Origin of the sequence: Sulfurimonas sp. (assembly GCF_047622445.1) — a bacterium.
In the GTDB taxonomy this organism is placed as follows: domain Bacteria; phylum Campylobacterota; class Campylobacteria; order Campylobacterales; family Sulfurimonadaceae; genus Sulfurimonas.
Map to the genome: position 1 here is coordinate 1 of NZ_JBLHOE010000017.1, position 22,790 is coordinate 22,790.

General features: G+C 31.4%; 23 protein-coding genes and 1 pseudogene. 6 read left to right on the forward strand and 18 right to left on the reverse strand.

Annotated features, from left to right (window positions below):
- Positions 1-685, forward strand: a 685-nt coding sequence (locus ACI9TV_RS05510) for a flagellin (protein WP_415249766.1), incomplete at its 5' end; no start/stop codon positions are given.
- Between the two features lie 72 nt (positions 686-757).
- Here the strand turns inward: ACI9TV_RS05510 and ACI9TV_RS05515 are convergent.
- The 17 genes and pseudogenes from ACI9TV_RS05515 to fliD all read right to left on the reverse strand — a co-directional run bounded on the left by ACI9TV_RS05515 (position 758) and on the right by fliD (position 18,257).
- Positions 758-2,740, reverse strand: coding sequence for a 6-hydroxymethylpterin diphosphokinase MptE-like protein (locus ACI9TV_RS05515; RefSeq protein ID WP_415249767.1), 1,983 nt, complete (start codon positions 2,738-2,740; stop codon positions 758-760).
- A gap of 2 nt (positions 2,741-2,742) precedes the next feature.
- Positions 2,743-3,366 (reverse strand): pseudaminic acid biosynthesis-associated methylase, encoded by a 624-nt coding sequence (locus ACI9TV_RS05520; RefSeq protein ID WP_415249768.1) that lies wholly within the window; start codon positions 3,364-3,366, stop codon positions 2,743-2,745.
- A gap of 51 nt (positions 3,367-3,417) precedes the next feature.
- Positions 3,418-4,401, reverse strand: coding sequence for a class I SAM-dependent methyltransferase (locus tag ACI9TV_RS05525; RefSeq protein ID WP_415249769.1), 984 nt, complete (start codon positions 4,399-4,401; stop codon positions 3,418-3,420).
- 41 nt (positions 4,402-4,442) lie between these two features.
- Positions 4,443-5,612 (reverse strand): N-acetyl sugar amidotransferase, encoded by a 1,170-nt coding sequence (locus tag ACI9TV_RS05530; protein WP_415249770.1) that lies wholly within the window; start codon positions 5,610-5,612, stop codon positions 4,443-4,445.
- Positions 5,605-6,312: a HisA/HisF-related TIM barrel protein gene (locus ACI9TV_RS05535; RefSeq protein WP_415249771.1), complete on the reverse strand. Its 708-nt coding sequence runs from the start codon at positions 6,310-6,312 to the stop codon at positions 5,605-5,607. The genes ACI9TV_RS05530 and ACI9TV_RS05535 overlap by 8 nt, the downstream gene beginning before the upstream one ends.
- Before the next feature lie 8 nt (positions 6,313-6,320).
- Positions 6,321-6,938, reverse strand: a complete 618-nt coding sequence (gene hisH, locus ACI9TV_RS05540; RefSeq protein ID WP_415249772.1) for an imidazole glycerol phosphate synthase subunit HisH — start codon at positions 6,936-6,938, stop codon at positions 6,321-6,323.
- Positions 6,928-8,061: an N-acetyl sugar amidotransferase gene (locus ACI9TV_RS05545; RefSeq protein WP_415249773.1), complete on the reverse strand. Its 1,134-nt coding sequence runs from the start codon at positions 8,059-8,061 to the stop codon at positions 6,928-6,930. The genes hisH and ACI9TV_RS05545 overlap by 11 nt, the downstream gene beginning before the upstream one ends.
- Positions 8,058-9,107 (reverse strand): pseudaminic acid synthase, encoded by a 1,050-nt coding sequence (gene pseI, locus ACI9TV_RS05550; protein WP_415249774.1) that lies wholly within the window; start codon positions 9,105-9,107, stop codon positions 8,058-8,060. Before pseI ends, ACI9TV_RS05545 begins: the two co-directional genes overlap by 4 nt.
- 9 nt (positions 9,108-9,116) lie before the next feature.
- Complete coding sequence (locus ACI9TV_RS05555) at positions 9,117-9,986, reverse strand: class I SAM-dependent methyltransferase (RefSeq protein WP_415249775.1); 870 nt, start codon at positions 9,984-9,986, stop codon at positions 9,117-9,119.
- Positions 9,967-10,953, reverse strand: a complete 987-nt coding sequence (locus ACI9TV_RS05560) for an ATP-grasp domain-containing protein (RefSeq protein WP_415249776.1) — start codon at positions 10,951-10,953, stop codon at positions 9,967-9,969. Before ACI9TV_RS05560 ends, ACI9TV_RS05555 begins: the two co-directional genes overlap by 20 nt.
- The gene (locus ACI9TV_RS05565; RefSeq protein WP_415249777.1) at positions 10,950-11,624 is read right to left on the reverse strand and encodes a metallophosphoesterase family protein; all 675 of its coding nucleotides are present in this window, start codon (positions 11,622-11,624) and stop codon (positions 10,950-10,952) included. Before ACI9TV_RS05565 ends, ACI9TV_RS05560 begins: the two co-directional genes overlap by 4 nt.
- Positions 11,621-12,295, reverse strand: a complete 675-nt coding sequence (locus ACI9TV_RS05570) for an SDR family NAD(P)-dependent oxidoreductase (RefSeq protein ID WP_415249778.1) — start codon at positions 12,293-12,295, stop codon at positions 11,621-11,623. The genes ACI9TV_RS05565 and ACI9TV_RS05570 overlap by 4 nt, the downstream gene beginning before the upstream one ends.
- The gene (gene pseG, locus ACI9TV_RS05575; RefSeq protein ID WP_415249812.1) at positions 12,292-13,251 is read right to left on the reverse strand and encodes a UDP-2,4-diacetamido-2,4,6-trideoxy-beta-L-altropyranose hydrolase; all 960 of its coding nucleotides are present in this window, start codon (positions 13,249-13,251) and stop codon (positions 12,292-12,294) included. Before pseG ends, ACI9TV_RS05570 begins: the two co-directional genes overlap by 4 nt.
- A pseudogene (pseF, locus tag ACI9TV_RS05580) lies at positions 13,225-13,914 on the reverse strand (pseudaminic acid cytidylyltransferase); the annotation flags it as partial. The gene pseG and the pseudogene pseF, both read right to left, overlap by 27 nt.
- Positions 13,911-15,026, reverse strand: coding sequence for a UDP-4-amino-4,6-dideoxy-N-acetyl-beta-L-altrosamine transaminase (gene pseC, locus ACI9TV_RS05585; RefSeq protein ID WP_415249813.1), 1,116 nt, complete (start codon positions 15,024-15,026; stop codon positions 13,911-13,913). The pseudogene pseF and the gene pseC, both read right to left, overlap by 4 nt.
- A gap of 6 nt (positions 15,027-15,032) precedes the next feature.
- Entirely contained in the window at positions 15,033-16,040 is a 1,008-nt protein-coding gene (pseB, locus tag ACI9TV_RS05590; RefSeq protein ID WP_415249779.1) for a UDP-N-acetylglucosamine 4,6-dehydratase (inverting), read from the reverse strand.
- Between the two features lie 219 nt (positions 16,041-16,259).
- The gene (gene fliD / locus ACI9TV_RS05595; protein WP_415249780.1) at positions 16,260-18,257 is read right to left on the reverse strand and encodes a flagellar filament capping protein FliD; all 1,998 of its coding nucleotides are present in this window, start codon (positions 18,255-18,257) and stop codon (positions 16,260-16,262) included.
- A gap of 167 nt (positions 18,258-18,424) precedes the next feature.
- Between fliD and fliS the strand changes: the two genes are divergently transcribed.
- Together fliS and ACI9TV_RS05605 are read left to right on the forward strand one after the other, a co-directional pair.
- Positions 18,425-18,799 carry a flagellar export chaperone FliS gene (gene fliS, locus ACI9TV_RS05600; protein WP_415249781.1) on the forward strand — a complete coding sequence of 125 codons (375 nt, stop codon included), beginning with the start codon at positions 18,425-18,427 and terminating at the stop codon, positions 18,797-18,799.
- The gene (locus tag ACI9TV_RS05605; RefSeq protein WP_415249782.1) at positions 18,786-19,040 is read left to right on the forward strand and encodes a hypothetical protein; all 255 of its coding nucleotides are present in this window, start codon (positions 18,786-18,788) and stop codon (positions 19,038-19,040) included. The genes fliS and ACI9TV_RS05605 overlap by 14 nt, the downstream gene beginning before the upstream one ends.
- Here the strand turns inward: ACI9TV_RS05605 and ACI9TV_RS05610 are convergent.
- Positions 19,035-19,736 carry an SDR family oxidoreductase gene (locus ACI9TV_RS05610; protein ID WP_415249783.1) on the reverse strand — a complete coding sequence of 234 codons (702 nt, stop codon included), beginning with the start codon at positions 19,734-19,736 and terminating at the stop codon, positions 19,035-19,037. The genes ACI9TV_RS05605 and ACI9TV_RS05610 overlap by 6 nt on opposite strands.
- A gap of 35 nt (positions 19,737-19,771) precedes the next feature.
- On the opposite strand from ACI9TV_RS05610, the gene ACI9TV_RS05615 reads away from it, so the two are divergent.
- From ACI9TV_RS05615 to ACI9TV_RS05625, 3 genes are read left to right on the forward strand one after another with little or no spacing between them, the layout of a single operon-like run.
- Positions 19,772-20,602 (forward strand): HAD-IIB family hydrolase, encoded by an 831-nt coding sequence (locus ACI9TV_RS05615; RefSeq protein ID WP_415249784.1) that lies wholly within the window; start codon positions 19,772-19,774, stop codon positions 20,600-20,602.
- Positions 20,595-21,860, forward strand: coding sequence for a sugar MFS transporter (locus ACI9TV_RS05620; protein WP_415249785.1), 1,266 nt, complete (start codon positions 20,595-20,597; stop codon positions 21,858-21,860). Before ACI9TV_RS05615 ends, ACI9TV_RS05620 begins: the two co-directional genes overlap by 8 nt.
- Before the next feature lies 1 nt (position 21,861).
- Complete coding sequence (locus ACI9TV_RS05625) at positions 21,862-22,704, forward strand: D-hexose-6-phosphate mutarotase (RefSeq protein ID WP_415249786.1); 843 nt, start codon at positions 21,862-21,864, stop codon at positions 22,702-22,704.
- Positions 22,705-22,790: the final 86 nt, after the last annotated feature.

Genomic DNA, 22,790 nt, shown 5'->3' on the forward strand with positions numbered 1-22,790 from the left:
ATTAGCAATGACAGGTGCAGCAACGGGTAACTATACTGCAACATCAGCGAGTACTACAGAAATAGCATTTACTGCAACAACAGGTGGAGATAAAGCGGATTTATCAGCAACTGTAGTTAGTGCGACTGCTGCGAATACATTAGTGAATGTTTCAGCTCCAACAGTTACTGACGGTTATGGTGCAAATGCTGCAATTACAACAGTAGATCTTCAAGCAGGGGATGTATTAAGTAGTGATTTACTTACAAGTACTGATACAACACTTTCAACAGATATGATGTTAAAAGCAGAGAGTACTTTAAAAGCAGGTTCTAAACTTGCTGTAAATACTGAAAACTCTGGAACAGTAGGTTTAAGTAACACTAACTTTAGTAATCTTTCTGATATTGATGTAACAACGCTTGAAGGTGCCATGAAAGCAATCGATACTGTTAGTGCAGCTATTGGTAATCTTGATTCTATTCGTTCAGAACTAGGTTCTACTCAAAATCAAGTTGTTTCAACTATTAACAACATTTCTGTTACTCAAGTAAATGTAAAAGCAGCTGAGTCTAACATCCGTGATGTAGACTTCGCAGCAGAAAGCGCAAACTTCTCTAAATTTAATATCCTAGCTCAGTCTGGATCTTATGCAATGAGTCAAGCAAACGCTGTACAACAAAACGTGATGAGATTATTACAATAGTAATAGCTCTTAACTTTTACATTTTCCAAGCCAAAGACCTTTAGGTCTTTGGCTTTTTTTATTTCCTCAAAATTACTCGAGATATTTTTTTAGTCTATCAATAAAAAGATTTCCTATACGTTGAAGTTCTTTGAGTAAGATAGTATCTATATTCTTTATATGTTTAGTTTCATCTATTAACTCTTGCGTATTAAAAATATCAAAAATATAACTTGGAATCATTTGAAGATAATAACGATAAATCTTGGAAAGTAATTGATCTCCCTCATTCGCTTCTGTCAGTTTTGAAGATAATTTAAGTAAGTTAGCGAGATACTCTTCGGAATTATTATAAGTTTTACCTTTATATTTTTTAACGATCTTAAGTAAGTGACTAGCTCGATTTATTTGATATCTAATTAAGTCTTTATCAACTTCTCTAAATTCATTTGACCCTATAGAATAGAAAAAATCTTTCAAAATATTATGCAGATCAGACTTATCTAATATTTCAAAAGAAGTTGTATCTAGTTCTTCTGCATGTAAAGGTTCACATCCATTTAGTTTTGCTCCGTCACTAAGGTTAAAAGCTTCTTGAGATACATCTTTAAGTACAGATGAAAATACTTTAAAGTGTTCCAGAGAACCTGTGAATTCACTCGTCGTTGGGGCAAGAGGTCTAAAGTTTCCTGGAACATAACTTATTTTTTGAGTGATAATATTTGTGTCATTCTTTCCAACTTTAGAGGCATGATGATATTCATTATGTGTTTGAAGTGTTTGAGCGTCAAGTGCCATATCTATACCTAGAAGATATAATTTTTTAACATCAAAGAGGAGCATTAGAGCATATGTATACTCTCCAACACTATTCGCTGTTAAGGCATAGAAGTCTTTTTTAAATCCTTGCATATTTGGTATAATAAAAGTATTTTCTTTTGTAAAATATTGAGTTACATGTTTATGTACAGTTGAGGAGAAGAGAAACAAACTCTTTTTAAAAAACTCTTTTTCGATTCCATATGTTAAGAGTAGTGATTGCTCATCCTGTGGATCAATGTGCATAACAATATCTGGTGTGATTGAGAATTTGTGCAAAAGTTTACAAGCAGAGAGAGGAGATACGATAATAAACTTATCTTTTTCCTTTTTTATAAATTCTATATTTTTTAATGTTGATGGTCCAGAGAAGAGTAATAGTACAGGCTTTTTAGAAAATATAGAGTTAAGGTATTTGTGAGAAACATTAAGATAGGAATAAGATTGTTGTAAATAATAGGGACTGTCAATATAATTTAAAAGTAGGGTTGCGTATGAGTATTGCATATAGTCTTGAGAAAATATATGGAGTTGTAATTTTTGTAAATCTTCAAAGTAGTCTTGTGTTAAGGTTATATGTTTAATATATAGATTAAATTGGTTGTTTTCTTGTATGAAAGGCAAAAAATTTTCTTTTGATTCTGATTCATTATCTTCAATGCTAAAGTAGAACTTGCAAGATTTTGCCATTTCAGAATAGGACGTTGTAAAAAGTGATAATCTAAATACCTCTAAACCTTTTTCATACACAAAGATATATCTAGAGTGGAACTTTTGAATAATTGAAGACAGATGAAGCCCTAGTCGTACATCTAAAAATAAAACTTTATTTATTTCTTTTAATCTTGTTGTTTCTTTATTAGCATACTCAAAATTGTAATAAATGGGTTTTATTGCTCCCCAGTAACCATTTTTAAACTCTAATGGCATCTCATCAAGTTCTGCTAGCATTTGTGGATGATAGCCTATGAATCTTTGTCCCTCGAAAATAGAACCTTGCTTACTTAGTGTTAATGCATCTGTTATACTTTCACTGTAATCTATGCTATTCATACCATAGAGCCATTCATTGGTAATGAGATTTCGGGCATCAAAATAGCCATCTTTATACTCTAGTGAGTATTGCTCTTGGTAGATATTATTTGCGATGTTATTCTCTAGAGCATTTAATCTTTGATATAGTTGAGGATGATTCTTTTGGAAATATTGTAAATTATTTTGATAAGTTGTAATAGCTTGATGATTTATTTCATTCATATTTAATTTTTCTTTTCCATTAAAAACCAGTTTGAGTCATCTCGGTCAGCATGAGGATCCTTATGATAAAAAAATCCATAATCAATTAATTCTACATCAGGGAAACGAGACATGAATTCACCAGGGAAATCACGTTTGAAAAGTTTTTTTTGATGTCCCCTATACACTACTTGTACAGGGTTAGGATCATAATATTCTACCATTAATATGTATTTAGAACTTGCGTTATAGAGTTTATCATATGCTAAAGGAAGTAAATCAGGGTTAATATGTATTAGAACTCCTTTGGTAAATGAAAGATCCCTTTGAAAATCAACTTTAAAGTCAAAGAGAGAAGTGTTGTATACATTAGCTGAAGTAGTGCTCTTTACAATTAAAGCCGCGTCTTTGTTTATTTCGACAGCGGATAGACTTGCACTAGGAAGTAACTGTTCTAGCGCTTTAATATTTAATCCGATATTTGAACCAAATTCAATTACACTTTTAATTTTTGAAGTTTTTTGAATGGTTTTTGATAGCATCATAATATTTGAAGCTATTAAAGTATTACCTTGATTTCGTTGGATATAGTCTGTCCCAAAATCTCCTGACCAAAAATTTTCTTGCTCTGTTTCAAATTGTTTCATGTTACATCCTCTATTTTTAAAGAGATAGCAAATATTATTCCAAATAAATAATTATTTTATTGCAATAATCATCATATTCGAAGATAAGTTATTGGCAATTAAAAACTCTTGAAATTTAGTCCCAAGTTCATCATATCGTTCTACGCATAGATCCTTAAGAAAAGAGTTTGCTTCATATTTATTTTCTAAAATTTTGTTTCGTACCAAATCAACATCCATTACCCCTGGAGTCGAGATAGAAATATCTTGAAATCCTATCTCTTCGAGTAAAATTTTGATAGATTTTTCATTAAAATAATTAAGATGTTCCATTTCTACTGAGTCAGATGCATCCATAAGGGTGCTAATATCAAATCCATTATAGTTAGGGAAAGTCATTACAAGCATACCGTTTTTATCTAGGAGATGAAATATTTTTTTTAAAACACTTTTTGGATCAAATATATGCTCAATAACTTCAAAAGAGACTATTACATCGAAAGTATCATTAATATCTAGTTCTTCAAAAATACCATTATAAACATCAAAGCCCATTTCTATTGAACGTTTATGTAAAGAGTCAGAAGCTTCTATACCAACAATTTTTTTAAAAATATCTCTTTTACTCATTTCTTCAAGGAACAAGCCGTAGCCTGCTCCTATCTCTAGTATATTGGTTGTTGCGATATTTTTTTCTTTACAAGCTTTTAATACTTGATTGACTCTCGGGATAAATATCTTTTCTCTACGAATTTCTTTTGAGGCAGGAAAAATATAATCATTAAAAAACTTATAGTTTACTGAACTACTGTAAAAGTCTTTTAAAATATCGAATGTTGGTCTAGGGGAAATATATAACATACTACAATACATACATTCTAGATATGAAAAGCTATGCTTTATAAATTTAATATGAGTGTTCTTTGTAGAACAAACAGGACAATCAACATCAATAAAATTATTTTTTTTCTCTATTAAATATGCTAAGTCTTGTTGAAACATTTTTTCATGTTTTTCTTTAAAATTAAATGGTCTAATATCATTTTCTTTAAACATATATAACTCCTTTGGTGTGTTTAAGTTTTTTTCTATATTCATTATATACCTTTCCCAAATATAATAAAATCATTTTTTTGATTCTTCCCGCCTTTACATAATGAATCTAATTTTTTTGGAAGTTCAATATTTGTCATTTGATGATCTCCCAATAGGTTCTCAAAACCTTGAAGCTTATGTAAAATAAACCATTCTATACCGCTCTTACTCATGTCTAACCAATGAAAAAATTGATGGACATCTACTTGAGAATTATTATATTGGATTTCTAGTTGCTGAGCTTCTATTTTAGTAATTCTTCCATGTCTTATTTCTCTGACTAAATGATCTCTTATTTTACGATAGCCCACTCTTTTATATTTTAGCAAGTCATGAAATTGATAATAAACAGAACTACCAGCTCTCTCATATATATCAAAACTTGATGTATTGTGTTGAGGCATAAATCCAAATTTTATCATTTGAGTATTTTGTTTTAAGGGATCCCATTTCATATAGTTACTTAAATAAATTCCTTTTATGCCACTACTTTCTAGTTTTGAAATAGATGGATATTGATAATAGTTAAGGTCTCTCTCTTGAACTTGAGCACCATTTCCAATTAATGTATTGGTATCTATTCCAAACAAGTCATGTTCTTTACGACTCCAAGCACTCATCTGAACTTTATCATGATGTGAAAATTTGCCAACTTGTTCTATCGCTTGATGCTGCCCCCATATAATTAAGGGAATCTTTCTATCTTTAGCAATATGAATTGGAAATGATGTATGTAGCGTTAAGAAAGGCAATAGTATATGCTCGTATTTTCGAAGTGAAGTTCTCACTAAATCTTTATATACTCTTATGTCAGGATTAAAAACAATAGAGTCAACATCAAAATAGGTAATAAGTTGATGAAGATTATGCCAACCAATATCATTTTTAAAATAATCATTAACGCAGATCACTAAAGGATTTAAGCCAAGTTCTATAGTTTTTAACAAAACATAATAATCTTCTGCATCCCCAATAACAGGGACAATACAATCATAAGTTCGACTTTTCTTTTTAACTTCCTTTACGATACTTCGAAGTTCTTCTTCTTTTTGATTCCAATTTATAGAATATTTTTCTAAATGAGTTGAACAGCCAGAACATTCGTTATGATATATTGATAATCCGAAAGGATGATTTGTATCATATAAACATTTACTACATTGTTTATACATGACGATAGCCTTTGATTGAATATTCTTCATGGAGCACTTTGTTATCAATAAGTATTGATGCTATATTTTGTTTTTCACATAGGCCTATAGTTTCTTTGCCTACTCCTCCAGAAATAATAAGTTTTGAATTTTTAATTTTAATTTTTTTTAGTATTCTATCGGTAAACTTATTAGATAAGCCTTCGTTTTGTATATCTAATAAAATAATTTCATTTGCATATTCTTGAATAAATTCAACATTGATAGAGTCATAAGGTATAAATTTATTTAAACTCGATGAAAAAATTTGTACAGTATTGTTTTTAAGTGTAAATGGTAGCATGCACTGAATTGCTTGGTGTCCATACAAATTGGTTGCATAATGAATAATATCAATGTTAGTATGGATAAATGCAGAAGAAAAAACTAAACGCTCAATGGGTAAATTATGTAACATATCAATATGTTTAATATCTCTCAGACCTCCGCCAAAGCTTAAGGGAGTCATACACTTTAGTTTTGAAATCTCATCAATATCTTTTTGAAAAGATTCTATCGTGTCTATATCTCTAATTGGTCTAATAATAGTTATTTCATCGCACTCGTAGGCCTCTAAAAAATCTATAGCATTTTGTAATTTGCCTAATGGTCTTAAATATCTCCAATTATAGGATTGATAACAATAACCATTTAATAAGATTATACTTGATCCAATTCTCATACTACTCCTTATAAAATCATAGAGATAAGGTTTAATCCAGTTTGTTGACTTTTTTCCGGATGAAACTGCAAACCGATTATGTTTTCTTTTATTGTTATAGAACTATACTGATTATATTGATCAGATATAGTTTTCGTGTATGCTTTTTCTTCATGATTAACAACAGCATATTCATGGTTATAAAAGACTCTCCCTCGAATATTTTTTTTTCTTGTGAGTTTTAATTGGCTATTAAAAGATTGATTTTTCATCTCATTTGTTTTAAAGTCAAAGTTTTCCCAGCCATTATGTGTTGAGTTAAGTAGTTTTTTTGTATGAGAATTTAAGATACCTAATCCCTCTACTCCATTGTCTTCTTCTGAATAATGACCTAATATTTGAAAACCAAGACATATACCTAATAATCTACCGTTATTATTTATATGATGGAGTATTGCTTTGTCAAATTCTTTTTCTTTTAATCTTTTCATATATGAACCTGCTGATCCAACACCGGGTAATATTATAAGGTTTGATTTAAGATCAGATGTTTTTCTGACTATATTTGTTTGTACGTTTAAGTGCTCAATTAAATTTTGAATAGATTTAATATTACCACTCCCTATATCGATAATGTCAACAAGCATAATCAGTACCTACTTTAAATTTTTTTATTGGTCTCTTGCCTTTTTGAATATTAAAAAGCTTTTTATTTGTCCATTTATTTGCAATATTCCAAAAGTCAATAGATGTTATACCAACATACATACAATAGTCTTTAATAATTTCTTCAGAACAAACACCATCAAATTGTTCCACTATTTTTATACCTTCATCTCTTGATATTATTTGTGCTCTAATTCTTTGATTGATAAAATCTGTGGCTAGTCCAAAACCATACTTATAATATTTAAGCATAAAGTTAATATGAATAAATTGTTCATCAAGCATTGAAGCATTTGATATATCCCCGGTAATAGATTCTTCTCCTGGTCTAAGCTCAAGACCTTGTAATGCTGCATATAAAGCATTATTATCATTACTCCAATCATCCCAAGCAGGACCAAGATAAAAGATATTAATATGCTTTTTATCAAATTCTAATTTTTCTGGATATATATAATGATCCTGAAGGTGTTTTTTAGCTAAACAATCATGAATCCAAGAATTACCTCCATCAGTAAGTGTATTGAGATTTCTTAAACTATTTCCATCAAAAGGGTCATTTCCTTCAACAGCAGAATCCCCTACCTGAAGAGCTGGGTTTTCACCCCAAAATATAGTATTAATACCAAGTTCAATTGCCAAACGTGGAACAGTAGAAAACAGTGACATTTCAGTTGATTTTGCAATATTACCAAATTTAATAAACGATTCTAATGATAAATGTGATGCACTTTGTGGAGCAGGTGTTGCAACAATGAGATCAAATCCCATTTTAATAAGATTAGATAAATTATTTGCGCCTACCTGGGACATTTGTCTAGGCGGGTATGCTCCACATACCAATAAAGGTCGAAGGCCTAATCGATCCCTTACCCAATGTGCTTGACGGCTACTATCTTTCCCTCCACTAACGCCAATAATACAGTCATAATCACTTTTTTTATTTTGTTTAGTCTTTTTTATTTTGTCTTTTAGAATGTTTAATTTTACATTAAATGTTTCTGATGCTTCTACATCAGAAAATTGACATGCGATGCAAATTTGATCATAAAACAAGGCATTTGGTCTTAAGTCGGTAGTTAAGCATTTCTTGCAATAGATCATAATTCTTTACTATCCATTAACTCAAATGATAAAGGTGTGTGTTTTGGTATATTGTTTTTTGCATTTTTGGTCAGTACTGTATTTAAATGTTTAGGGTGCATTCCATTAGCAGGACGTACACTTTTAATATTTTCTTCAGTGAATTTTTCACCCTTTTTGATGTTTTTAGATGTATAAAGACTTCTTGAAAAACATCTACTTTTTTCTTTGGAAGAAGTCATCTTATAATTAACCTTGCCTAAAAGTTTTTCTGTATCTCTTATAACTTGAATCATTTGCGCAAATTCATTTTTATTTAGAGAAAATTCGCAATCCGGACCACCAACAGATTTATCTAGCATAAAATGCTTTTCGATTACTCTTGCTCCCAGTGCTACTGCAACTGTAGGGGCAGTAACACCCAATGTATGATCTGAAAAACCTGAAATTACACCAAATGTTTGAGCTAAATTTGGTATAGTTTTTAGATTTGCATCTTCAAGAGGTGCTGGATAAGAACTAGTACATTTGAGTAGTATGATGTTATGATTTCCTGCTTCTCTACAAATTTCAACAGCATCTTGTATTTCGTCTATTGTAGCAATTCCTGTTGAAATAATGATAGGTTTCATTTTTGAAGCAGTATATCTAATGAGTTCATAATCTGTTATTTCGAATGAAGCAATTTTATAAGCAGATGGATTGAATTGTTCTAAAAAATCAACAGCTGTCTTGTCAAATGGTGTAGAGAATATGTCAAGACCAATTTCTCTCGCGTATTCAAATAACTCTTGATGCCATTCCCAGGGTAAATGTGCTTCTTGATATAAATCAAAAAGTTTTCTATTGTCCCAGAGAGTACCACCTTTCACAATAAACTCATTATGCTCACAATTTAAGGTTAGAGTTTCTGCTGTATAAGTTTGTAATTTTATAGCATTCGCACCAATTTCTTTTGCCGCCTTAATTGTTTCTTTTGCAATAGAAATTTCCTTCCCATGGTTTGCACTAAGTTCGGCAATGATAAATGTTCCATCTGTATTTAAATCAAAGTTACCTATTTTCATTATGTTATCCTATATTGCTTTTGCATATATAACTACTTGCCTTGTTAAACCAATCTCTGCACATGCTTTATAGTAATTAATATAGTTTTCAATTCCTTGATTGTACAAAAAGTTATCAACTTCTACTCTAGAAGTATGAGCAAGTTTACCCACTTCTTTATCTTTTACATAATTAGAAGCATTATTTGTTAGGTAGAGTTCAATAGGAAATTCACCCATTTTCATAATAATTTCATAACCTAAGCTTTTCAAAAGCTTTGCAAGAGAATTAAAAGTAAAATAATGTAAATGCTCAGGTGGGCATAGCCATGTATTGGTTGTGTAGTTTTTGCTTAATAAAAAATCTTGAAATGCAGAGTAATCATTAGGTACTGAAATCCGTAATAAAGATTTATCTGAAAGTAAGGATTTTATTTTTTTAAGTAGGTGTATAGGGTCAATTACATGTTCCAAAATATTAGATAAATTAATGAAATTAAAATATTTTTCTTGATTTTGACATAGACCTTCAATAGATTGAAAGAGATCTCCTTGTATTAAAGTGTGCAGCAACTCTGGATTATGGTAGTTTATTCCGTATGCTGAATAGTCTAAAGTTGTTACATCCCAATTGTTATCATGAAAATTTTTTGCAAAAAAGCCCTCTCCAGTACCTATATCAAGAAAATTGTTACTTTGTTGGAAGTATAAATTATCAAATATATGTTGAGCTACTTCTGCTTTAGATTTAAAGTATTGTAATTCATCATGAGTATATTCATGTGAATATTGAATACTCTCTTCTTGATAGTATTTCTGTGAATAATACGTTTGTAATTCTTTTTGTGTTGGTAGATTCTTGATACTAAAGTAACCATAATCACTTTGTACTATTTCCATCTAAGTCCTCCTTGAAAAATTGATACTGGTATCCTAAGAGAGCACTTCCATGTGACGCCAATATTTTATGTTCCATTTGTATGGAATTAGAAAGTGAGTTGTTCAGCCACCATAAAAGGTCTTGAAAACCAAAATAGTTTCGAATATATATTGTACTAGATATTCTTGGATTTATTTCAAAAATATAAAATTCAGTTCCTACTTTTCTAGTTTGGATATTGATACTTCCATGTAAATTAAAATGTTCAGATATAGTTTTTGCATATTTGTATAGTTGTGTTTCATTGGAGATTTTCGCGGATGAAGTCATTCCTCCAGTCAGTTGTCGTTTAAATGTAATAACTTCAAACTTATTATTGTCACGATAGACAGCTGTTGTGTACTCCTCGTCGGATGAGCCAATATATTTTTGTACTATATATTGAGCGTGATTTTTGAGTGTTTTTTCTAAATATTGTAGTTGCTCTATATTATTGATTATATAAATACTTTTTGAATGAATGGAATATCTACTTTTAATAATAATAGGAAATGATATTTCTTGATTATACTCGGTTAATAGATATGTTTGAGGTGTATTTACAGACAGGTTATTAAGATATAGCGAGGTCTGTAATTTATCAAAGAAACCGTTAATAATAGTTTTGTTGTTTATTAAAACTTTTATATTAAGCTTATCAAACATATCTCTATTGTTATTAAACCATACTATTTCAGCTTCAGAGATAGGAATTATTATTTTAATACAGTTTTCTTTAATAATATTTAAAACCTCTATTTTGTAGTTTGGATTACTAGTTTTGCTTATAGTATAAAACTTACAAATTTTATTAAAAGAAAAAATCTTTTCTTTTAAGTCTGTAGCAATAATACGAAATGATTCATTATATTGCTCAGAAAGTATATTTATAACATTAATGCCAATATCCCCACCTGCACTGGTTATTAAAATATTTATAGGTTTCATTTTGTCCTTTGTAGTACATTATAAAGATATTCTTTATCTTGTAATGCCAAAACTTCTTTTTCTAATTTACCGATATTATATTCATATCGGATATTTTCAATTTTTTTATCTTTTAAATCAACAATAGTGAAAGAACCATGATTAAAATCTCTAGGCTGACCTATTGAACCTGGATTAATAATAAATGTATCATTAATTTTTTTGCACATTGGATAGTGTGTATGGCCTAAAAAAATAAAAGGTACATTCAACTCAAAGTTAAAATTTGTATCTGGATAAATATATTCTTCTAAATAATTATTTGGTGAACCATGATATGCTTCGAATAAAGAATTTTTTTCATATGGTAATAAATCATTGAAAAATTTCATGCTTTTTTCATTAATAGATTCTGATAGCATAGAATATGACTTACCATATTGTAAATCTAATTTTTTAAGTGCATCAGCCTTGTTAAAAGAATTTAGAAAGTATGAATCATGGTTTCCTTTGATAGATATTAAGTTGTGAAGACTATTGAGTAGCTCTATAGATTCATTTTGGTAATAATAGTACCCGGCCATATCACCTAAAAAAAGATACTTGTCTGGATTAAGTGATTCCATTATCTTGAGGGCTTTTTCCAAGGAATATACATTTCCATGAATATCTGAGAATACTGCGATAGTCATTGTAGGTGTCTCCTAATAATATTTTCTGCTACTTCATAAGTGTCTTTTAGCTCTTTATTTTTAAATAATTTAAGAAAATATTTTTGATAGCTGCTATCTTTAAAATTTCTGATTTTTGATTGCATTTGTGTATCCATGACACCGGGGTCAACATTCAAGCATTTAAAATCATTGTACTCAAGTTTTATTGTTTCTAGTAACATCTCCATACTTGATTTACTGATGCAATATACAGACCATCCATCAATCGCTTTATTCGCTGCTCCAGATGATATATTTAATATTCTTTTATCTATTGGTAATTCTTTTGTTTTATTGATAAAGCTTTTTAATAGGAGAAAGCTTGATATTAAGTTAGTGTTAAAACTATTTAAAATTTCTTTAGTCTCTAAATTGTCTATTCTAGCCAAAGTGCCCATAGTAAATGCATTATTGATAAAAACAATTTTTTTAATATTTTGAATTAGTGCAGTATCTAAGAGTTTTTCAAATTCAGATATCTTTGTAAAATTAATATTTGATAAATCTATACAGAGATTAATATTATGGTCCGGATATATAATTTCTTTTCTATTAAGAGTAATAATCATATTGTTTTTTTGTAGTTTTTTAAATAAAGCATTACCAAGTCCTTGTGTTGTTCCTGTTATTATAAATAGATTTGATTTCATACTCCCTCAATTAGAGCTATTTTTGAATTCTTGCTTACAAGTATCATTTGTATAAATTGGGCAAGTTTATTCTTTTTGAATTTATCAATTACCATATACTTTTTCTTTTTAAGATATTTACACAGATACTCTTGGTTCTTAGCAGTCTTAATTGCAATAAAAGGTAAATTCATAAAATAGGCCTCATTAACACTAACACTTGGAGTGAGAATTGCGAAATTACTTTTTTTCATGAGTTTAGCTATAGATTTGGAATCTACATGAAGTTTTATCCATTTTTTATTTTTTATGTAGTTTCTTAAATCTTTTAAATTTTTATTAGATGATGTAGTAATGAGATTTACTTGTAAGTTTTCAAATAATTTTAATATTTTTAATATTTTTACATTTAGGTTAGCACTATCGGTACCACCCATAGCTATAAAAATTTTTGTTATGTTATTGTTTTTTTTGTATTTTCTATATTTTTCTTTATAAAATTCATCGCGTAAAAGTGTATAGTTACCTCCACATCGAAGTTCACAAGATTTAGGAATTAAGGTTTTATATTTTTTCTCATTCGCACCAATGTTATGATTTAAGAGTATGTCGCAATAATGCTTTTCGTAGGTGTCATCTAGGATAAATATTTTAACCTCAGTTTTTTCTTTGATATATTTTTCTATTTCATAGTTTATGTCATAATGGTCAATTATAAGTAAATCAATTTGTAACTCTTTTATAAGGGATACTAACTCTTTTTTATTATTTGAGAGTAGGTGAACTACATTATGTCCAGCATCTAAAATTTTGTTATTAATATTCCCCTTTAATGGGAGAGTCGCAAAAGTTATACTAGCATCTGGGTATTGTTTGGCTAAGACTAAGTCTCTCATAATATGACCAATACCAATATTTGAAGATGAGTCTGCTCTAAAAAGGATATTTGTTTTTTTTTGATTTAAAGAATTATAAATAAACTCTGCTCTTTGCCAGTCTTCTTTTGTGTCAATATCTTGTACTAAATGTCTAGGTAAAATAATAGGAATACTGTTTCTTCCAAACATGATCTCATCTGATTTTTCCCCTATTTTACTCCAGTAAAACTGTCCTGCATCTTGGTACGCTTCTTCTAAGTCCTGACTTCTTGTTACAAAGTGCTCCGGATAAAACATTTCACATCTACCATCATCATTGATTTTAAAAGTTCTTTGAATTGGAAATGGCATTGAGGTAGCACTAAAGACATTGATAGTATCAGTCTCTTTTAATTTTTTGTAACCTTCGAGGAGGTATTTTGATTGAAGTAGGGGAGCTGTAGCATAAATAGTACAGTAACACTCATATGCTTGACCCCTACTTTTGAGATATGCCAAAGTATGTTCAATTACATCTTGCGTTACAGTAAAATCATCTGCAAGTTCGGGAGGTCTTATAAATGGTACTTCTGCTCCATATTCTCTCGCAATATCTGCGATTTCATTATCATCTGTAGATACTATGACTTTTTCAAATAAGTTGGATTCTAAGGCAGTTTGAATAGAATAAGCGATAAGTGGTTTTCCAAAAAAATCTTTGATGTTTTTTCGAGGGATTCTTTTGCTACCTCCACGAGCAGGGATAATCGCTACAGCTTTCATTGTCTTGAATACTTGTTTAGTATCTTTAGCAGTGTGTCTGCTACATATTTGGCATCTTCTATGCTCATTTTTTGATGACATGGGATAGATATCTCAGAGGTAAAAAAATCTTCTGTACGAGGAAGTGAAACTTTCCCAAATTTTTCTATATAAAAACTATTTTTATATATGGGTTTGTAATGAACTTGGACATTTATTTTATTTTTCTGCATACTTTGAAATATTTCTTCTTTATGCGGGTAAAGACTTTTATCTAAAAGTATTGGAAAGAGGTGTCTTGAGCTTATTGTATTTTTATCTAGTTCGATGGTGGAAAATGCTTTCGTATCTTTAAATCTCTCATAATAATAAGTAGAGATAGCCTCTCTTTTTTGTATAAAACTATCGAGCTTCTTCATCTGCGTAACACCAAGGGAACCAGCGACTTCTGTCATTCTAAAATTATAGCCCATACTTGACATGTCAGAATCCCAGAGTTCTTTTTTAGTTATTCCATGTGATCGGATGCGCTTTAATTCTTTTGCATAATCGTCATTGTCTGTTAAAATCGCTCCACCTTCACTTGTTGTAATAGGCTTTATGGCATGAAAGCTAAAGATAGTCATATCAGCCATAGAACCGATCTTCGTATTGTTTATACTCGAACCTAAGGCATGGGATGCATCATCAATAAGTAATAAATCATACTTTTTTGCTATCTTCTGGATTTTTTGCATGTTAACAGGTTTACCTGCAAAGTCTACTGTAACGATGGCTTTAGTTTTTGGTGAAATGAGTTCTTCTATTTTCTCTTCATCTATGTTTCCATCCATCTTTATATCACACCATACAGGTTTCGCTCCAAGTGTTACAAACATATTTGAAGTTGCTACAAAACTAATTGGGGTAGTGATAATCTCATCGTCTTGAGAGATGCCAGATACTGTGTAGGCAGAAAAAAGAGCTGTTGTTGCAGAATTGAATGTGATGGCGTGTTTAGCACCGGTGTACTTAGATAATACTATTTCAAACTCTTCTACTTTCTTCCCCTGTGTTAAATATTTACCTTTTAATATATCGATAACACCATCTATATCATCTTGTTCTATACATTGCGTTGAGTAGCTTATGATTTCCATCTATTGCTCTTCTAGTTTACTTTGCTCTATTTTATGTAAAAGCTCTTTAGGTGAAAGCCAAATGTCATTATCTTTAGAGTTGTACTCAAACCCCACTTTTACATTTGTACCAACTTCCCCAATCTTATTTTTCATATAGTTAATTGGTGAAGAGAAATTGATACTTGGTTTTATGACATAATGATCTTTAAAGTCTATAGTAATGTGAGAATCATCCACTGGACACATCACTTCATGTAGTTTTTCGCCAGGACGGATTCCTATCACTTCTTGTTCTAGGTGGGGTGCGATAGCTTTAGCCATCTCTGTCATTTTCATTGAAGGTATTTTTGGGACAAATATTTCACCACCTTGCATACGCTCAAAGTTTTTTAAAACAAACTCCACTCCATCTTGAAGAGTTATCCAAAATCTTGTCATATTTGGTTCGGTAATTGGAAGAGAAGTTGCACCATTTTCAATTAATTTTTTGAAGTAAGGTATAACAGAACCCCGAGAACCCAATACATTACCATACCTTACAACAGAAAATTTTATTTCATGATTTCCAGTCAGGTTGTTAGCCGCTACAAAAAGTTTATCTGAAACAAGTTTAGAAGCACCGTAAAGATTTGCAGGAGCAGCTGCTTTATCAGTTGAGAGAGCGATAGTGTTTTTTACATTGTTTTCTATACAAGTATCAATGACATTTTGTGCTCCCATAACATTTGTTTTGATACACTCCATGGGATTATATTCCGCTATTGGAACATGTTTTAGAGCAGCTGCATGAACGACAAAGTCAACTCCTCTCATTGCCTTTTGTAATCTTGGCAAGTCTCGAATATCTCCTATGAAATATCGCATACATGAATCGGTAAATTTTTGAGCCATTTCGTATTGTTTTAATTCATCTCGAGAATAGATAATAATTTTTGTGGGCTTGTACCTTTGCAGAATTGTTCGAACAAATTGCTTACCAAAACTACCTGTTCCGCCAGTAATTAAAATAGTTTTGTTATTTAACATTTTATTCCTTTATATTATTGATATAAAAGCAAATATAGTACCAATTATAGTGAAGTAAGTGTATCTAGGTAAACAGTAGGTGGATTTTATTTGAAAAAGGAGAACTTGGAAGTGTTTCTTTAAAACCTTAGATTTGATGTAATCATCTCTAGGGTTTGAGGTAGACTTTAAATTAAAAAACAATTTTTGGCTAAAGATTTTGGATGAGATAAGTAAAAATTAATTATCCGAACTCTCAGCATCAATAAGAAGTTTCAAAGATGCAAACTGGTTGTTTAGTTTGTTTATGAGTGAATCATAAGCACTAAATTTTTTAGTTAAAGTTTCATAACGTACATCAAGAGACGCTTTTTGTTTGTCGTACTCAGAAATTAAGTTTGTTTTTGTATCACCGAGTTGCGTATTGAAGTTTGCTAAAAGTTTGTTACTTCCAGTGTATGTAAGCATTTTTTTATCTAGTGCTTGAAAAATACCGATAACTTCAGATGATGCACTAGTAGTTTCAGTTGCATCAACTGCAGATTTCCCTCTAAAGAGTAATTCTAAAGCTGATGGATCTGCTGCTAGCTTACTACTAAATGTTGAGTTGTCAAATGTCATAACACCAGTTTTATCTATACTTACTCCATAATCAAAAAGTGAGTTACCAGAAGTGTCTGTTTTGTTTATGATATTTGTAATATCACTCGCGATAGACTTGATAAAACTCTCAGAATTAAAAATACCTGCGACACCTGTTGTTTGATTATAGACTGTCATATCTTTGAGGTTGGACGTGAGTGTATTAAAGTTAGTAACAAAAAGTTCCATCTCTGTTTTAATCGTAGTGTCATTTTGTGTTACATTAAGAGAGGAAGTATCCGTTGCTCCATGACTTTTATTTAGTGTGATTGTTACACCATTTACAAGGTCGTCAATTGTATTTGTTGACCTTGTGATAGAAATACCATTCATTTTAAAACTTGCTTCTTTAGCTGTTTGGATATTGTTAAGATCTAATTGGTGGGCAAGACTTGAATGTGCTTGGGTACTAACTTCAGTTGCAGATGTTTGTGAACCAGTTGACGTAACAGTACTTGTGAAATCTAAACCAAATATTTTAGACTCCATAGTAAAGCTTCCTGCGGCATCAGTTGTTACCGTGTACAAATCATTGAGTGCAGAATCACCTTGGATAGCTAGAGCTATAGTAGTAGCTGTTTGGGCTGGTGTTTCACCAGCTACAAGAGGAATGGTTAATTCATTTGTCCCATCACTCCATGTGAAAGTGTCTCCATCTACAGCATTTCCGGTAAGAGTAACTGTATCTAATTGTTTAGTAAAACCAGTAGATGTAACAGCTTCTATAGATAATTGATCGCCTGATGAGATTGATGAACCTGTAAATTTTGTGCCTACAACATCAGATGCTATTGTAAATCCATCTGATGTAGCAGTTGCTGTGTAGAGTCCATGTAATGGGTTAGCAAGATCAGTACTATCGTTAATAGCTGCAGTAATTCTAACCCCTGTTTGAGTAGGAGTTTCACCGGCAACGAGAGGAATAGTAAGTTCATTTACTCCATCGCTCCATTTATAAGTATCCCCCGAAGATGCATTACCTATAAGTTTCACAGTATCGAGTTGTTCTTGTTGTTGTGAGTCTGTAAAGGTAATAGCTTCATTGAGATTATCTGAACTTACAGAAAACGAGTAAGCACTATCCCCAATTTTAAGATTTGTTGCCGTAGCATCAATAGCGCTATCATTAATAGCTGCTCGAATATCATCAAGCGTAGTAGCAGAGGTATAGTCTATCTCAAATGATTGACCAGCAACTTCTACTGTCAGTTTTCCTGAATCTATACCAGGGACTGCTGTGGAAACACTTTCAAAAGTAGTGGTAGCATTCCAAACATCTTTTTCTGCTTTGACAACTTCTGTGATATTAAAATTCTGTAAATCGGATCCAGATTGTGCACTTACTGAGACAAAGTCATCACTGCCACTAGTTTGACGACCTTGATACATACTTTCTCCACCTAAAGCAGCAGAGCTTTGTTTAAAGGTAGTCATAAAACCATCTAGAAGTTTATATGCTTCATCTTTTTGAGTAGATAATTCTAGTTTTGTTTCTATAGGTGTTAGTATAGCGGCATTATCTGCTTCTCTTAACTGATCAAGTAAATCAGCAGTAAGTACCCCTGAACCAATCCCGAGTGAGTTAACTCCAGCCATAATATATCCTTTTTCAAACTAAATTATAACTATAACATCGACATTTTGAGTAAATAATGTAATTTAATTTTTACTATAAAATAATAGTGAGTAAAGCTAAACAAATAAAGAAATACGCCGATAGTTTTAGGATGAAAGATTTATATACGGACAAAAAAGGATCTAATATGTATGGCAACACAGCACATAGCATTTATGCACAGAATAACGTAGGAATAGAATCTCCAGAAAAATTAATATCTATGCTTTATGAAGGGATCTTACGTTTTAATGCACAAGCTAAAAAAGCTATTAAAGATGGCGATGTTGAAAAGAGAGTCTATTGGATAAATCGTTCTATTGCGGTAATTGTAGAACTTATTAATACTTTAGATATGAAACAAGGTCAGATTGCTCAATACTTAGGAAGTTTATATGACTACGAGATTCAACTTTTAGGAATTGCGAGCGCAGAACAAAATATAGATAAAGTTGATGAAGTAAATAATGTTTTTAGAGAGCTTAATGCGGCATGGAAAGAAACAACAAATGTGGCTCAATAAATTTAAAATAGCAATCATTCAAAAAGATGCAGATTCTCTAAACATACTTTTAGACAAGGTGCCTTCTTTTAAAAACAAAGAAGATATTGAACAAGCTATGTATCTTATGAAAGAAGGACTTGAAGTTCTTTATATCTTGCAAGATGAAACAGTATCTTCTATGAGAAAGATCAAAAAAAATATCAACTTTTTAGGAACCTCTTTAGTAGACTCTTCCAGTTCGTTCAGTATAAAGTCATAATTTCTTTTTAGCAATTCCAAAGTTCAAACTTCTTAGGGTATACTCACTAATAACAGCACCTTTTCTCATGTTCAAGATATGTTCTACTGCATCAGCAATATCAGAAGATAAAAGTTTTTCATTTTCTTTTTTACTGGTTTCAAATCTCAGTTCATCATAAAAAGAGGATTCTGTCATATCTGGATTGATATTTGTGATACTAAGAGTACTTTTTCTAGTTTCTTCAAAGAGCGAGTCTCCAAAGGCTTTAAGTCCAGCTTTTGTTGCAGAGTATACACCTGCAAATTTACTCGCTTTAATTGCTTCTATTGAGTTAATGTTGATGAGGTAACCATCATTGTTTTTAAGAGAACGAAGTAGGACATTTGTGAGTAGCATAGGTGAAGTAAGGTTCAAAAAAGTCATATCTGTTATAGTTTGAGGACTGAGTTCTTCATGTGGCTCAAACCTCCCAAATCCTGCACAATGCACAAGAATATGAACACTCGTTCTTTTGAGGTTTTCACATAATTTTAGTGTTTCTTTTTCATTTGATAGGTCTGTTTGTATAGCATTGAAGTCATCATTATTAAAATCCTCTTCTTTTATACTTCTACTTATTCCAGTAACCGCATACCCCATCTTGAGAAGTCTTAAAGTGATAGATTTTCCAATCCCACCACTCGCACCTGTTACAATAGCTAGCTTCTTACTCATAGTTTACCCCACCTTATTTTAGTTATAATTATAGAATGAAAAACATATATATAACTGATTTAGATCACACATTCTTACGGAATGATTTATCTGTAAGTGATTATACTAAAAATACTTGGAACTCTTACTCTGAGGATTCTATTTTAAGTATTGCAACCGCAAGAACATATATGAAAACAGCACAGTTCTTAGGTGGTGTGGATATAAACGCTCCAATGATTTTACTAGATGGTGCATTGATTGCGACTATGGATAAAAAAATTATTGATACAAAATTTATGGGGAAAGATATCTCTGATATGATTATTGATGAGGGTTGGAAGTTTGGAATCTATCCTTTTATCCTTTCTCTCGCTAATAGTAAAAATCTTACAGAAGCTTTTTTACATGACGAGGTTTTAAACAAGCATCAAAGAGAAGTTTTAAACCGTTACTCGAGTGCAGATAATTTACAAAAACACTCAGGTATTCGTGCGATGGAAGAAAATTTTAAAATTGTATATATGGGTGAAGAAGATTTACTTCGTGAATTAGCAGAGCATTTAGAAAATATTTTTGGCAATGATTTAAAGTATATTTTAGCTCCAGAAGCCTATGTGGGCTGTTACTTCCTAACAATACTTCATCCAGAAGCTGATAAATCTCATGGGATTCAAACTATCAGTGAGTATATTGGGTTTGATTTGGAAAAATTGACTGTATTTGGAGATAACTTCAATGATATTGGGATGTTTAATTTAGCTGGCACTTCTGTAGCAATGGCAAATGCACAACCTGAGGTAAAAGATAAGGCTGATATAGTTTTAAGTCATAATAATGATGAAGATGGTGTAGCAAAATATTTACAAGGATTAAAAGGTGCGTAATTACTCAAGTATATTCCCTATGGTAATCATAGGGATTTTATTTTTTATTTTTGGATTTGTGACTTGGTTAAATGGTTCACTCATCCCTTTTTTAAAGGTTATCTGTAATCTTACAGAATTCCAAGCACTCTTTGTAACTTTTGCTTTTTATATTGCTTATACAGTTATGGCTCTACCAATGGCCTCAGTGTTAGAAAAAACTGGATACAAAAATGCTATGGCAATTGGTCTTGGAGTTATGGTTGTAGGAAGTTTACTTTTTATCCCCGCTGCTTTAAGTGCGAATTTCATTATTTTTTTACTTGCACTTTTTACTCTTGGAACAGGCCTTACTATCTTACAAACTGCATCAAACCCATATGTTGTTTTAATAGGCCCGATTGAGAGTGCTGCGATGCGGATTAGTATCATGGGTTTAATTAACAAAAGTGCAGGGGTATTAGTTCCAATTCTTTTTACGGCATTGGTTTTATCTGATATTGGAAGTATCTCAGGAGATTTATCCAACGAGGATATAGAAGAGTTAGCTAGAAGACTAATAATGCCTTACATAGTAATGGCGATAGTTTTAACAGGACTTATTGGATTGGTAAAGTTCTCTTCTATTCCTGAGTTAGAGTTTGAAAAAGAAGATGAGTACGATAAAGGTTCAATCTTACAGTTTCCTCGTGTAATCATGGGTGCAATAGCACTTTTCTTTTATGTTGGGATTGAGGTAATTGCTGGAGATACGATTGGTTTATATGCACAAGGATTAGAAGTTGCAAATGCAACGGCACTTACGTCTTACACTATGGTGTTTATGGTGTTAGGTTATTTGGTTGGAGTATTTTTTATTCCGAAGTATCTCTCACAAGAAAAAGCTTTAATATCTTCAGCCCTTGTCGGAATACTTTTTTTACTTGGAGTAGCTTTTAGCTCAACGGAGTCTCATGGTATTTCTGAATTTTTATGGGGATGGAGTGGAGTTGCAACATTACCTGATACGGTAAGTTTTGTAGCACTTCTTGGATTTGCAAATGCACTTGTTTGGCCTACTATTTGGCCACTTGCTTTAGAAGGTCTTGGAAAGTATACTGCTAAGGGAAGTGCACTTCTTATAATGGCAATTGCCGGTGGTGCGATATTACCATTGATTTTTGGTCGTATAGCACAAGCAACGGGAGATATGCAACTCTCTTATTTAGTAGGAATAGTGTGTTATCTCTTTATATTTATGTATGCAATCAAGTGGCATAAAATGAGTTCTTGGAAATAAAATGACTGAATTAAAAGAAATGGATGGTGGATTTACTTATCTAGAGATCATAAATGATACGGCATGTGCAGAGATAGCTTTGCAAGGTGCACATATATTTCATTTTGCTAGAAACGGTGAAAATCCTATTCTCTGGTTAAGTGATGAAAGTGATTTTGAGTATGGTACAGCTATTCGAGGTGGTGTACCAATATGTTGGCCATCATTTGGAATGAATAATCCAAAGTTACCACAACATGGATTTGCAAGAACTTGTCTTTGGGAGTTTATTGAAGCAAAAGATGTAGATTCAAGCACAACTGAAGTAAGATTCTTACTCAAAGATAGTGAAGTAAGTAGAGAAATGTGGAACAATAAATTTGAATTAGAATTAAAAGTTACCGTATCAGACGAGCTAATCATCGAGTTAACAACTGTCAATACAGATAAAAAATCATTCCAAATTACACAAGCCTTACATAGTTACTTTCATATCTCACATATCGATGCTGTTTTTATTGAAGGCTTAGAAACTAAACCGTACTTAGATGCATTAACTGGAATTATCTCACACCAAGAGGATAATATATTTTTTGATAAAGAGATAGATAGAGTGTACCAAGAAGTAAATAAAAATATACTACTCAAAGATATAAATCGAACAATAGAACTTGCCCATGTTGGTTCACTATCAAGTGTTATTTGGAATCCATGGATTGAAAAGGCTAAACGAATGTCTGCCATGAATGATGAAGCATATAAAGAGTTTGTTTGTATCGAGACTGCAAATGCTTATGCAGATTTTAAAGTTTTAGAACCAGGGGAATCCCACACACTCAAGGTAAGCATTTTTTCTTATAACTAAAATTTTATTTTCTTCAGTCTCCCCTTCAGAAGTTTCATAATTCGTCGATATACTATTGTTGGATAAATTCTCTTAAAGGAAGGTGT

Coding starts and splice junctions, on each gene's coding strand:
- fliS (WP_415249781.1), top strand. CDS start 18,425: ATGTATGGCAACACAGCACATAGCATTTATGCACAGAATAACGTAGGA.
- ACI9TV_RS05545 (WP_415249773.1), bottom strand. CDS start 8,061: ATGATCTATTGCAAGAAATGCTTAACTACCGACTTAAGACCAAATGCC.
- ACI9TV_RS05565 (WP_415249777.1), bottom strand. CDS start 11,624: ATGACTATCGCAGTATTCTCAGATATTCATGGAAATGTATATTCCTTG.
- pseB (WP_415249779.1), bottom strand. CDS start 16,040: ATGTTAAATAACAAAACTATTTTAATTACTGGCGGAACAGGTAGTTTT.
- ACI9TV_RS05520 (WP_415249768.1), bottom strand. CDS start 3,366: ATGAAACAATTTGAAACAGAGCAAGAAAATTTTTGGTCAGGAGATTTT.
- fliD (WP_415249780.1), bottom strand. CDS start 18,257: ATGGCTGGAGTTAACTCACTCGGGATTGGTTCAGGGGTACTTACTGCT.
- ACI9TV_RS05530 (WP_415249770.1), bottom strand. CDS start 5,612: ATGTATAAACAATGTAGTAAATGTTTATATGATACAAATCATCCTTTC.
- ACI9TV_RS05535 (WP_415249771.1), bottom strand. CDS start 6,312: ATGAGAATTGGATCAAGTATAATCTTATTAAATGGTTATTGTTATCAA.
- ACI9TV_RS05570 (WP_415249778.1), bottom strand. CDS start 12,295: ATGAAATCAAATCTATTTATAATAACAGGAACAACACAAGGACTTGGT.
- ACI9TV_RS05625 (WP_415249786.1), top strand. CDS start 21,862: ATGACTGAATTAAAAGAAATGGATGGTGGATTTACTTATCTAGAGATC.
- ACI9TV_RS05605 (WP_415249782.1), top strand. CDS start 18,786: ATGTGGCTCAATAAATTTAAAATAGCAATCATTCAAAAAGATGCAGAT.
- ACI9TV_RS05615 (WP_415249784.1), top strand. CDS start 19,772: ATGAAAAACATATATATAACTGATTTAGATCACACATTCTTACGGAAT.
- hisH (WP_415249772.1), bottom strand. CDS start 6,938: ATGCTTGTTGACATTATCGATATAGGGAGTGGTAATATTAAATCTATT.
- ACI9TV_RS05525 (WP_415249769.1), bottom strand. CDS start 4,401: ATGTTTAAAGAAAATGATATTAGACCATTTAATTTTAAAGAAAAACAT.
- ACI9TV_RS05610 (WP_415249783.1), bottom strand. CDS start 19,736: ATGAGTAAGAAGCTAGCTATTGTAACAGGTGCGAGTGGTGGGATTGGA.
- ACI9TV_RS05560 (WP_415249776.1), bottom strand. CDS start 10,953: ATGAAACCTATAAATATTTTAATAACCAGTGCAGGTGGGGATATTGGC.
- ACI9TV_RS05515 (WP_415249767.1), bottom strand. CDS start 2,740: ATGAATGAAATAAATCATCAAGCTATTACAACTTATCAAAATAATTTA.
- pseI (WP_415249774.1), bottom strand. CDS start 9,107: ATGAAAATAGGTAACTTTGATTTAAATACAGATGGAACATTTATCATT.
- ACI9TV_RS05555 (WP_415249775.1), bottom strand. CDS start 9,986: ATGGAAATAGTACAAAGTGATTATGGTTACTTTAGTATCAAGAATCTA.